8 protein-coding genes are annotated in these 12,787 nt (G+C 43.8%); 4 read left to right on the top strand and 4 right to left on the bottom strand.

Going from position 1 to position 12,787, the window contains the following annotated elements; all coding sequences use genetic code 11:
- Positions 1-14 precede the first annotated feature (14 nt).
- Entirely contained in the window at positions 15-959 is a 945-nt protein-coding gene (locus tag MED222_RS16900) for an acyltransferase (protein ID WP_009845873.1), read from the top strand.
- Between the two features lie 149 nt (positions 960-1,108).
- On the opposite strand, the gene MED222_RS16905 is transcribed toward MED222_RS16900, so the two are convergent.
- The 3 genes from MED222_RS16905 to glgX form a co-directional block, all read right to left on the bottom strand.
- Positions 1,109-1,852 (bottom strand): tRNA (adenine(22)-N(1))-methyltransferase, encoded by a 744-nt coding sequence (locus MED222_RS16905; protein ID WP_009845872.1) that lies wholly within the window; start codon positions 1,850-1,852, stop codon positions 1,109-1,111.
- Between the two features lie 153 nt (positions 1,853-2,005).
- Positions 2,006-3,748, bottom strand: coding sequence for a sensor domain-containing diguanylate cyclase (locus tag MED222_RS16910; RefSeq protein ID WP_009845871.1), 1,743 nt, complete (start codon positions 3,746-3,748; stop codon positions 2,006-2,008).
- A 264-nt stretch (positions 3,749-4,012) separates the two neighbouring features.
- The gene (glgX, locus tag MED222_RS16915; RefSeq protein WP_009845870.1) at positions 4,013-5,986 is read right to left on the bottom strand and encodes a glycogen debranching protein GlgX; all 1,974 of its coding nucleotides are present in this window, start codon (positions 5,984-5,986) and stop codon (positions 4,013-4,015) included.
- Positions 5,987-6,418: 432 nt separating this feature from the next.
- Between glgX and MED222_RS16920 the strand changes: the two genes are divergently transcribed.
- From MED222_RS16920 to MED222_RS16930, 3 genes are all read left to right on the top strand, one after another.
- The gene (locus MED222_RS16920; RefSeq protein ID WP_009845869.1) at positions 6,419-7,822 is read left to right on the top strand and encodes a carbohydrate porin; all 1,404 of its coding nucleotides are present in this window, start codon (positions 6,419-6,421) and stop codon (positions 7,820-7,822) included.
- A gap of 78 nt (positions 7,823-7,900) precedes the next feature.
- The gene (locus MED222_RS16925) at positions 7,901-8,782 is read left to right on the top strand and encodes a MalM family protein (protein WP_009845868.1); all 882 of its coding nucleotides are present in this window, start codon (positions 7,901-7,903) and stop codon (positions 8,780-8,782) included.
- 173 nt (positions 8,783-8,955) lie between these two features.
- Positions 8,956-9,783, top strand: coding sequence for an alpha/beta hydrolase (locus MED222_RS16930; protein ID WP_009845867.1), 828 nt, complete (start codon positions 8,956-8,958; stop codon positions 9,781-9,783).
- Positions 9,784-9,899: 116 nt separating this feature from the next.
- Here the strand turns inward: MED222_RS16930 and MED222_RS16935 are convergent, their stop codons facing one another.
- Positions 9,900-12,782, bottom strand: a complete 2,883-nt coding sequence (locus MED222_RS16935; protein ID WP_032555089.1) for an amylo-alpha-1,6-glucosidase — start codon at positions 12,780-12,782, stop codon at positions 9,900-9,902.
- Between the last annotated feature and the right edge of the window lie 5 nt (positions 12,783-12,787).

Below are 12,787 nucleotides of genomic sequence, written 5' to 3'. Positions count from 1 at the left end.
TATAGCCGTGTTTTATGCTTGATAATCTTCGTATGGCCTTGAACGTGTTGTTCGTGACCATCAATACCGCAATGACTGCGTTTACCGTGAGCTTTTTTGGCCTCATCAAACTGATTCTTCCAATCTCTATTGTTCAAAAGTCATGTACTCGCTTAGCGAATTTCACATTTTGGTGTTGGGCTTCGCTTAACCTTTGGATGTTGAATGTGAATAACGATATCGAGTGGCAAGTTGAGGGCGGGGAAGACATCTCGACTAAGCAATGGTACTTGATGATGTCGAATCACCTCAGTTGGGCGGATATCGTGATCTTGTCTTCGATCTTGAAAGACAAGATGCCAATGACTAAGTTCTTCCTTAAGCATGAATTGCTGTACGTTCCTTTTGTTGGTTTGGCTTGTTGGGGCTTGGATATGCCTTTCATGAGACGTCACTCACGTGAGTTTTTGATTCGTAACCCTGAGCGTCGCAATGATGATTTCGAGGCAATTAATAAGGCATGTACTAAGTTCAAATGGGCACCGACAACCTTGGTGAATTTTGTGGAAGGGACTCGTGCAAACCACGAGAAACTGGCGACAGCGAAAACACCTTATCGACATCTACTCAAGCCAAAAACCGGCGGTGTGGCGTTCGCTCTATCGGCAATGGGCCCAATCTTGGATGGTATTGTGGATGTCACTCTGGCTTATCCAGAAAATCAGGCTTCTCCATTTGAAGACATGCTGAAGGGTAAAATGACCAAGGTGGTGGTGCGTATTAAACTGCACCCAATGGATGAGAACGTGAACGGTAATTATTTTGAAGATAAAGCGTTTAAACGTCGTTTCCACAGTTGGTTGAATAATACGTGGAAAGAGAAAGACGACTATCTTGATACGGTTTATGGGGTTGATACGCCCTGTGAGGTTGAAACGACTGATGAATCTGATGTGGCTTATAAGAAACAAGAACAGTAAGCTCATACCAAATCGATAGCATCAAAAAAGCCGATAGTTCATTGAACTGTCGGCTTTTTTATTGATTGGACTTTGTCTACTCAAACAGTGCAGTCAGCGCTCACTATGTTTTAAAGCGCTAAAACAAGGATGGTCAAAGAGTGAGGAAGTTAAATCGCTTGGTAAGCCTCAATGATGTGCTTAACCTCACTGGTTTTGCCTTGCTTCTCTTGTCCTTGATGGATGCGCAAGTAGTGCTGCAATGTTTTGGCTTTGTATTGCTGTGATACTTGCTTCTGTTGTTCACAGTTCGGAGTCCAGATCTTGTCGCCGACGCTTGATATCTCAGTTACCGTTCGGTTATTGCCACTTTCATCTAGATTTTTGTCGCTTTCACCTTGGTTATTGCTGACCAATAAAATCTCGTAGTAACGACGGTTCTCTTCAATTAACACTTCATCAATTAGGCCGAAATTGAGCGCCTTTAAATGATTTCTTAGCTCGAACTGCTGATGAACCGGGCAAAGTAAAAAATCGATCGCTTTGTCTGGATGCTTGCAATGAATATCGTCGACGAGCTTTTGTGTTAGATCGCCTCCCACACCCGCAATAATGACCAGATGTCTGCCTGTGTGCTTTTCCAATGGAATCGCTGCGACATCCAAGCAGTAGACTTGCCATTGGCTGGTCATCGCTTGTTGGTCTGAATTATCTTGGGGAAAGTAACGCGTTAGCTTGCCCTCCAGTTCATTCATCAGAGAAGGGACAATATCGACAAAATGAATCTGCGGTGCTTTGTGGTCAGATAATAGCTGAACACCCAAGAAGCCGTGATCACAACAACAGTCCCAAATATGTTGGTAGTCATTACTGACAAGGGAGTGGAGAGTTTGCAGTCGGTTACTTAGCTTCATAAGGCTCGTATCGTTAAAAAAGGGTATTGTTGTATCGAACGCGCATTGTAAAGACTTTCCATAAAAACAAAAGCACCTAGGGGATTAATCCTAGGTGCTTTTTTGTTATCGGTATCGTACCAATCGGTGTGATACGAGCGTGTTAGCTAATGTCTACGACGCTTTGGCTACGCCTCTAATGTGACCTTCTACTCGATTCTTTCCAAGTTGTAGTGCGATAAGCTTTGCTTGTTCCGCAAGGGCTAAAGCAGAGTCTGTTTCGCCGTCTATTTGCGAAAACCCGACGCTGATACTGAGTGACAATGTGATATCCGGAGTGACTATGGTTTTCTCGGCGATGCTGACTCGACATTGTTCCAATTGGTGCTTGGCATCCTTCGCATCATTCGCTTTGAATAAAACGGCGAACTCCTTGTCCCCGACTCGAGCAAGGCAAAGCCCTTTTGGCTTAGGAAAGTAAGAACGCATCGCTTCTCCGGCAAGCTTTATCATCTTGTCGCCAATCGCTTCACCGTAAGCTCGATTTACGTGGTCAAAGTTATCGATATCGAGCAGAGCTACATAGGTATCGGGTTCGCATGCGTAGTTGTCGATCGCGATGTTAAAACTACTTTTGTTGTCTAACTGAGTCATGAGATCTTTACTGCTCAATTGATGGTGGAGCAGTAAGTTAGACAACGAGACTTCCGTGTAATCTTTGATCATGCGTAAAATACTTTGACTGATCGGCAAGGGCGCATTGACGTAAATCACCGCGATTAGCTGGTTACGAGAGTGCAAAGGGATACAGTAGTGGCGTTGGAGTATTTTGAGTTTACGTGCCAATGGATCTGCGTATTTGCTGCTTCGATAAGCCATGGTCTCGGGAGCAAATCGCTCAGCAAGGGCTTTGTCAGTATGTAGCGTTGATTTGTTTCCATGATAATCGATGGTACTGAATGAATGGCTCTCTGCTTGATAAAGGCAGAATTGAATGCCTTTTTGATAGGTAAAGCTATTGAATATGGCTTTTAACTCTCGTTTAAAGCTGGCGAGATCATCAACTTTATTCAGTTGAGATAACGACATGTTCAAGCGGTGAGCTAGGTAGTGTGCGCCAATCCATAATAGAAGCAGTGACCCGAGTACCACGCCAGTTAGCGTAAATTGGTGTGAGCTGGTGAGTATGTCGTGACGATCAGTGCCCGAGACGAATACCCAGTTTAAGCTGTTGTCAGCATCAAATACCGTTATTTTGAAATTATCTTGATAGTAGTATTCGTGTTGGCCGACGGTCTCACCTTGAGAGAGTTGGTGGCTGATGCCGGCATGATAGCTGATGGATTTGGAGCCAATGCGTTTCGGGTCAGGATGGAAAACCAGTCGTTCGGTTGCTCTATCAACCACAAATACATAGCCACGGTCTAATGTCTTTAAGTCTCTCAGGCCTTGTGTGGTATGCAAAAGGTCAAACTCAATCCATATTTCTTTGTTCAACTTTTCCGTCGTGTGTTTGATCGCGAAAACCCAACGACCATCGGGTTTTTGATAGATAGAAGAGATGTAAAAACCTTCTACAACACTATCAATTGGATTCCACTGGATGGCATTGATCTGCTCATTAGAAAGAGGCAGGCCACGAGTTGAAATATATTGTTGGGATTGAGGCTGGTATTGAACAATATCGGAGAAGTTAGGTGTTCTCTTAAGAATATTGTCACTGATGTCCCTGAATTTTTGTTCACCGACGGGGCCTGATGTAGATAAGCTTAAACTGGTTTCCAAAAAATAGAGTTTGCCGAATGTGGCTTCGATGTTGGAATTGATGATGGAACTTGCGATACGAATATTTGATAGTGATTGTTCTTTTGCTGTCGTTTCTACTTTTTCAAGTTGAGCTGCAGCAAGATAGAGCATCCCTCCAGTTAATAAAATAATGCATGGTTTAAAAAGCCGAATTAATGTTTTAGGTAAAGCCATGATATCCAAAGACGTTATAGATTCATTTTTATAGTACGGCCATACTAAACAGTTTTCGTAATCACATCAATGCAAAATGTTCCATATAAAAAATTGAGTTTGTGACGTTCAGCTAATAAAAAAGCCAGTCATAAATATAACTGGCTTCTATGGCTTCGCGCGTTCTATTAAGCTGGTCTGGCTTTTAACCTAAACCTAAACCTAAACCGAATCAGTCTTGTTTGGCGAATAGTGCAAAATTGCCATTGAAACGGGAGATAACAGCATTTCACCTTCGGCATGACCCGGTTTCACGTTTCGCAAGTTGGTATCACAGATGGTGACCCAGTCTTGCTGACGGTCACTCGGTAAAGAAAATCGAGCAGGAGCGTTGGTTTGGTTGATCAGATAAATCAACTCGTCGCCATCTTTGCCGATGCCTAAATGCAAGGCTACGGAGCTTAAACGGTTCCAATCATCATGTTCCATGATTGTGCCATCAACACGGCTCCAGAATATACGGTTAGAGTTACGTTTATCGCCACTGAACGCTTTGATAAACGGCACCATGTATTGCTGACGTGCGGAGATCATCTCAGATAACCAAGCCTTGAAGTAAGTCTTACGCTCGGAATCTTCCCAGTTGAGCCAGCTGGTGACCCCGTCTTGGCAGTACGCGTTGTTGTTACCCTTTTGAGTATGAGATAACACATCGGCCGTCAAAATATGCGGAATACCGAATGCAAATAACAGGCTTGCCATGAAGTTACGTTTTTGCTTTTCACGTGTTGCGATAACTAAAAGGTTTTCTGTGTTGCCTTCAACACCATAGTTTTCAGAGCGATTATCACCGTGTCCATCGCGGTTGCTCTCACCATTTTCTTCATTGTGCTTATGTTTATAAGAAACAAGATCTTGCATGGTGAAACCATCATGATAAGTGATGTAGTTGACGGTTAATTTGTACGGCCAGTGTGCGGCACTGTAGATGTCACGAGAGCCCATTAAGCGAGTCGCAAACTCTTTCAAGTAGCCTTGGTCGCCACGCCAGAAGCTACGAGTGATATCTCGCAGCTTATCGTTACACTCATTCCACCCCAACGGAAAATTGCCAACTTGGTAGCCATTTGGCCCGATGTCCCATGGTTCTGCTATTAACTTGGTTTCTTTCAATACCGGATCTTGGGCAACGGCTTTGAAGAAAGCAGCCTCAGGATTGTAGTTATCGCCTTCGCGCCCCAGTGTTGCTGCCAAATCAAAACGGAAGCCGTCGACTTGGAACTCACTAACCCAGTAGCGCAGTGTATCCATGACTAAGTTCAGTGCTGGTTGGTGGGTGAGGTCGACCGTATTGCCACAACCGGTGAAGTTCGCGTAATGACAGCCATGCTTAATGTAGTAGCGGCTATCCAGTGCTTTTAGGTTGAAGGTTGTACCACCTTCACCGCCTTCTGCAGTGTGGTTGTAGACGACATCAAGAATGACTTCGATACCGTTGCGGTGCAGTTCTCGAATCGCGGTTTTGAGTTCACTTACGGCGTCTTTCTCTGCGTAGCGTGGGTCTGGCACCATAAACAAATATGGATTGTAACCCCAGTAATTCACTTTCCCCATATCCAATAGGTGGGGTTCATGCATACATGCAGCAATGGGTAAAAGTTGTAGAGAATTGATGTTTTGCTGTTTATAGAATGCAAGCATTTCGGGACTAACTAACCCCAAATAACGGCCTTTTGTATTGGTCGCGACTTCTGGGTGAAGTTGAGATAGGCCTTTAACATGGGTTTCGAAAAGAACGGTCTCTTCGCGGCTAATACGCGGCTTTTCGACATCTTGCCAATCGAACGTGTCATCAACTACGAGACACTTCGCCATCGAAAAGCTTTTTTCATTGGTATATGGCGTTGCGTAATCGAGCGGTTCGCTTATTGCTTTAGCGTAAGGGTCGGAAAGTAAGATCGGGCCATTATCAGTTTCAGCAATGAAACCGTATTTTTGTCCCGCTTTAATACCATCAACAAATACATATCTGATATCAGCGTATTCATTTTCCAATTTATAAGTGGTGAACTCATCGTTCTCGTCAAAAAGAGCGAGAGAAAGGGATTTACAGTCAGGGGAATAAATTGAGAAGTTACAGCCAGTGTTACCTAGCGTTGCGCCTAGTGGATAAGGGCGAGCGAGCGTTCTAGTCATTGCTTGATTTCTTGTTCGTTTATCAACATCAGTGAACTATTAGTAAAAGGCTTTGTCCCATTAAGGTCAAGCAACTTCATAGAATAAATTTTGTTGAAAAATAATTCATCGATGAAGTTCAAATTATATATTTGAAGTAGATCTCACTTATGCTGAATAATTAGATCTGTGTGCTGTCTACTCCTCCTAGATTAAGTGATCCAACCCTTTAAAATACCATTCTGTATAAACTCTACTCCCTTCTCATCCCCCTTAATTTAGTTCGGGGTGGAGGAAGTCAAACTTGTCATCCCCTCTTAATATTGGCTCCGTTGAAACGAATCAGGGGAAACCCTAAACCTCTCTATCTTACGCCCGCCATTACTGCCTTTGGTTGTCGCAAGAGAGCAAAAATATAAAACCTAAAATAAATCGTCCTTAATGGAGTTAAGAATGAAAAAAGTAAGTTTGATTGCTGCTGCAGTGGCTTCTGCACTTGTCGCTGGTTCAGCGTTCGCAGAAAATGACGTTGCACTTGATGTAACAAGTGGTGACTCTTCAATGGAAGTAGAGGTGAAAAACCCTACTGACGTTATCACTGACGGCTGGGAAGTTCACGGTTACATGTCTTCTAACGTTCGTGTTGTAGATGGTAAAACAGTAGACACTGAATTCGGTAAGCCAGATTACAAAACAGCGGGTACTCACGGTAAGAGTACTAACCAAGTTGAATTTGTAATTAAGAAGCACTCTGAGTACCAAAATGGTGTGTGGGCCGACTACGTTCTTCGTACTGAATATGGTAACGGTAACTCATACGCTTATTCTTCTGAAGGCGGACAAAAGAAGAATGATGATTCTCAGTTCGAAGTAAAAGAAGCTTTTGTTGAGCTCGGCGGCATTTTAGGTGAAGACACTTCTATTTGGGGTGGTCAACGTTACCTAAACCGTGCAGCTGGCCTTTTATCTGGTGAGTTTTGGAAACAATCATCTGGTATTGGTGCAGGTATTCAAACTAAGCTTGCAGGACATACTGCTGGTATCGCTTATGTGATGGCTGATCCTGATGCAGGTTCTGCAGATTCTTACGCGATAGACTGTAAGCAAAAAGATGGTACTACATCGACAAACCCGAATGAATGTAAAGTGAAGAAAGATGGTGCAAAAGAAAGACAGACACTCTCTTCTATTGACTTGTACTACTACGGCGTGGATGCGGGTATCGGCAGCCTAGACTTTGACTTTAAATATGGTCAGCAAAACATTAATGGCGGTGAGAACGAAGACGGTATCGGTGCAGCTGTAACGCTTAATACAAGTTACTATGGCCTAGACGGTTGGACTCAAAACGTAATTGCTTACGGCTCTGGCGTAATGAAAAACCGTGGTGTTAACTTCGGTGGTTGGTCTGGTGGCGGTGATAAAGAAGAATCACTATTCTTGACTTCTTACGGTGTGCTTAACATCTCTGAAAAATGGCAGTTAGGTACGGAAGCAGTGTACTTTACAGCTCTTGACCAATTGTTTGGTGCTGACGGTTTGACTCGTTACATGGTTGCTGCTCGTCCTTCTTACAAACTGAACGACAACATTCGCTTAGAAGCTACGGCTTCTTATGCACATGAAGAAGGTGATGAAGGTTACTGGAATCGTACTGGTGATGCTGTAGAGAGCGATATTCTTAACCTAGAAATTGCAACTGCATTTACAGCGAACTCTGACTACTTCGGTCGTCCACAAGTTAAGCCTTACATTAGCTACATTAAAGCTGATGATGAAGCAAGTGCTAAACAAATTGGTATCGATAACGGTAAAGACGAATTTGTATTCGGTGTACACACTGAAATTTGGTTCTAAACCGTTTAAAGTATAAGGCAGCCATTGGCTGCCTTTTTCCGTTTCCCCCAACAACAACCAATAGTGAGAGAGATTACAATGACAAATAAAAGCTCTATGTTAGCCGTGGTACTAGGTGCCTTGCTAAGCGGTTGTGCTTCCGATGCTCAGGTTCAAACTAAACTCGATGCACCCACTAATGCAGAAGTATGCTGCAGCGATTTTTCGCAGTACCCATACGCACAATTGAATGATAATGAAGATTTAAAGTTTGATATCGACTTGGGATCACCTGTCGGTACATTTACAACAGGTAATAGCCACTTTGCAGCGTTCAAGTTCAGCGAGCGCTCAGGGGAGATGGTCGTTAAGCTATCGAGCTTAATGATCGATGATTCAGTTTTTGCTCCAGAAGCCATGCTTCTAGATGAAAACTTTAAGCCAGTGCAAACATTGAAGTTTGAAGACTTTAAGGTTCAGGCATCCGACGCTTTTACTCGCACGAGTTACATTGAGCGCTTGCGTATTGATGCGAGTAAGACACCTTATATTGTTATCTACACGCCTGCTGATGAGCTTGGCAATAAGGTGAAAGTTGATCACCCAGCAAAGGTGCGAGCAAAAGAATTTGGTGAGGTGATGCCTATGGTCACCGATCCGGTATACACCAATCAATTAGGTGGTCGTTTAGAGTTAGAAATTAAAACTTTAAAACTTCGCCCTTACCGTGCTAAACCTGCCGTAGCGCCAGTCGTTGCTGCCCCTGCCGCTATGGCAGCGACTGCAACAGCTGTTGTACCGAAGAAAGCAGACACGCAGATACGTGTGCAGCAAGAGACAAAAGACTTCTATTTGTCTGCTATACAAAATGCGGTGAAGTCAGGTGATGTACCGAAAGCTTTAGGTTTGTTAGATGAAGCGAAGGCGCTTAATGTTGAAGGTGCACAAGAAGCTTTTGTGCGAGCCGTCAACGCAAAATAGCTTATTAGCTTATTAGTTAGCTTAATAACTTAATAACTTAATAGATTAGTAGGCTTAATGGCTTAGCAGCCCAGTATCTTAGTCGCTTAGAGATAGAAATAGAGATAGAACGCTCCTTTAAAGGGGCGTTTTTTATATCTGAATTTATAGACACTTCAAGTTTAGAGGTCGTTATGCAATCTGAATTGATTATTATCGATGAGTTCTTTATTCCACAGTTGAATCGAACTCGAACGCTCCGCATTTACCTTCCTGCGGGGTATCACCAAGCAGAGCACGCTTATCCTGTCTTATACATGCATGATGGGCAGAATGTCTTTGAGAAGTCTACAGCGACGTATGGGATGTGTTGGGATGCACAAACGACACTCGATGAGATGCAAAGGCTCGGTAAGTTATCCGGGTTAATTGTTGTCGCTATCGACAGCAGTCATGAGCTTGATGGCATGGAGCGTTACAATGAGTATTCGCCTTGGCGCGCTAACCAAGAGATAAAAGAGTTGGGAGTTGGTGATGAGCTACTTAAATTTGGTGGTGAAGGGGACGAGTATATAGCGTTTATCTGTCATACATTGAAGCCTTATATCGACCAAACATACAGAACAAAGCCGAACCGAGAGTTTACGTACCTTGCTGGCAGTTCAATGGGCGGGCTAATTAGCTTATATGGTGGCTCACTGTACCAGAATACTTTTGGCGTGCTTGGGGTCTTCTCTCCAGCGTTTTGGTTCAATAAATCCTCATACTTCGAGTATATGAAAGAGTTTAACTTTCTGTCTCCAATGAAAATATATATGGATATGGGAACGAATGAAGCTCGTGAAGAGGCAAGCGTAGATTTTGCTGACGTTTATCTGAGTGGTTCAAGGGCAATGAACACGTTACTCACTCAAAAGCCGAACGTGACGCTGTTTTATCAAGAAGGACAAGGTCATCAACACAATGAACTGGCTTGGTCGTTGCGATTCCCGAATTTTATCGACTTTATTTTTAGACAATAAAAGAAGGCCTAACTCCGTTTTGTCTTCGTAAACGGTGTATTAGGCCTGCTTTTTTATCGCTTTATAACCGTATCACTTTATACGTCTATAAAGCGATAGGCTTAGTATCAGCAAAGCTAGTCCTTGGCTGCTGACAATTTTTGCTTATTGCGCTTGTTCAACAAGTAGTCCTTGCTCATCAAACTGTTGTGTTGCCTTGCAAAGTCGGGCTTGGCAAATTGTAAGTCGCATAAGATGGCGTTATTTGGCTTTGGTTGAATCTCAAACTGCGCTTGTTTGTCGTTGACCGTGACCTGTTGTTGGTGACTGTCGATCATGATCTCCAACGATTGTGTTAATGGTGTCGAGATTACGGCAACAGACTCATGGTTTATGTCTAGCGTAAGCACCAATGTGATTTCGGGACTTACCGTATCTTCTAGATTTGACTGAATCTTGTAATGAGAAATCCCATTTTTAGATTCAAATGACAGTCGTAGCTGGTTTCCTTGACCAAAAGGCAACGAAGCCACTAATTCGCTCCAACAACTTGGGAAATTTGGTGTTAGGTGTATCTGATTGTCCAATAAGCGTGGGCAATATCCCAAATAGTCCTGTTGCGCGTTACGAGCGTATTCTGAAACAGACCAGGCTTGAGCAAACGTTCCTGATTCTACAAGGTCGCGGTCACTTTCTTGGAAAGCATCCAAATTTTCACTCATTGTCCCTCTACAGCCTTGTGTAAGGATCTGTTTTGCCAAGTTTTTGGATAGCTGGTAACTGAGATCTTGCTGCTTAAACTTGTTGAGCGCCGTAATAGTAAAGCCCGCATTCCACCCCCAGATCGTCCCGTTGTGATAAGCCGCGTCCTTGTGGTACATAGCTTGATTGTCGTGATAAGGATGAAAATCGACATGCTCTTGTTGTAAGGAGCAGATCCCCCATGGGAACAATAGCGTTTCTACCGCGTTCTTGACGATGTATTGCTCTCTTTCATTCTGATTCAGCGGACTTTTCTGAGGAATTGAAATCGTCATCAACTGATTCGGACGCACGCTATAATCAGGCACATCACCTTGCGATAAATGGTCGGCTAGGCGATGGTTTTTATCATCCCAAAATTTAGTGGCGAAACTCTCTTTCACTTTTCCTGCTTGGATTGTCCAGCTCTTTTCTGATTCAGAGTCGCCCACCAGAATAGCGAGTTGAATAGCGCAGTTTAAGCTTTCAAACCACAAAGCTTGGATGTCATTGGCTTTAGGCCCGCGAGGAGACCAAGGTGTCATCCCATCAATTTTTGCATCCATCCACGTATCAGGGTGGCGATGTGCCATCAGACTGTCTTTATTCGAATAATCTTCATTCAAGCCATCTTTACTCAAGCTATCTTTATTCAAGTAATGTTTTTCGACACCCGTGATGAAACGCTTGAGAGTGGGATAAATGGCCTTAGCGAACGCCACATCGCCAGAGTAGTTGATGTACTCAAGGGCTTCACGAATCATCCAAGGAGTACCATCGGTGGTGTTATAAATGATGTTCGTTTTACTCGTCACTCGATTCGGGATTCGGCCGTAATTTGTGGAATTTTCGTCGAGCATCTGCATGGACGCAAAGTTTTCAATGATCTCTTTTGCTTCACTAAACAGCCCATTAACCAAGCTTGTGCCCGACAAAGCGATAAAGGTGTCACGGCCCCAACAGTCCTTGAACCAAGGTAATCCAGCCCAAATGCCCGTGCCAAATTCATGGCTAACAAAGGTTCGGCTTGCAAGGCGCGACCACATAACCGCTTGGTTGTATTCAAGGTCGTTGGTCCACAAATAATTATTGGTTAAGAACTCATAAATCCGCTGTTGGTGAAGAACGTGTTCGTTATTTTTGACCGCTTGATTCACCAATGAACTAGCGGCTTTAAGGGTTTCAGCAAAGCCGAGGTAGACGATGAGTTCAGTTTGGTTATCTGACGTCGTGAGCATGAGTTTTGCGTTGCTCTCTGAGAGCTGAACTAGGTCGCGAAGTTCAGGGTGAGCGTCTAGCGAGATCTCTCGTGCATGTACAGCATGATTGCTTGCGATGGCGACAAACCTTGGGCAGCCGTCTGGGCAAACTTGAGGGCTGAGTTCTATGACGATATTTGAGTCTGAAGTATGAACTTTAGAGTGAGTGGTCGGTATGTTGAGTTCTGGAATTAGGCTTAAAGCACTCGGTTTGTTTGACGACACAGTGAGTGATACAAGTCTGGAACCTTGAACCAGGCTCAACGACTCTCGGCTATGATCATAATGATGTTCAATACCATAAGGCGTCAGGCTGGCACGTTCAGCTTCTAACTTATTATTGAACTTGCCGTCGATATAGCTAGCGAAGGTTCCCAGTATCCAACCTTGGTGGTGACGATATTTGCCACCGTTTACATAGCTATAGGTTGCTCCATGATAGTAACCATCGACATTATCCCCGAACACAAACGGAAATGACTGTGTCTCTGAGATGGTGAGCTGCTGGAATAGTTGGTCATGTGGAATCGCAAAATCAGGGTGTTGCCAGTGAGGCTGCGACTCCTCAACCTCAATATCAGCCTCAATCAGGTGAGTATCAATAGGCTCACGTTGAGGTGTTGATAGATCATTGTATACCCCCTTGGTTACGGTGATCGTTGGCGTCGAAGATCCAAATTGCACCTTCAAGGAGTATTGACCAGCGACAGCGGGAGAGAGCAGCAGATCATTGCCAATACCTTGTGTGTTGATAAGAGGCATCGCTTGTTCTAATTCGCAGAGTGTGGCTTCACTTTCATGCCCTGAAAGCGTCCATTGCTTGGTGCCATCTGAATCCGAAATTTTGAAGCGATAAAGGTCGGTAGATAAGCATAAGTTTGCTCTGTAAGAGCCGTCTTGCTCTTTGAACAATGGGGTGTCTAACCCCCAGCCATTGAACGTACCTTTTAGGTAAAGAGTAGGGATTTGCATAGCGAGTTGATTTCCAAAACAAAAAAGGCACAGCATGCGCTGTGCCAAAGGAC

The organism is Vibrio sp. MED222 (genome assembly GCF_000153005.1).
GTDB lineage: Bacteria > Pseudomonadota > Gammaproteobacteria > Enterobacterales > Vibrionaceae > Vibrio > Vibrio tasmaniensis_A.
The sequence above is the reverse complement of the archived record's forward strand: the minus strand, read 5'-3'. Positions and strand labels throughout refer to the sequence as shown.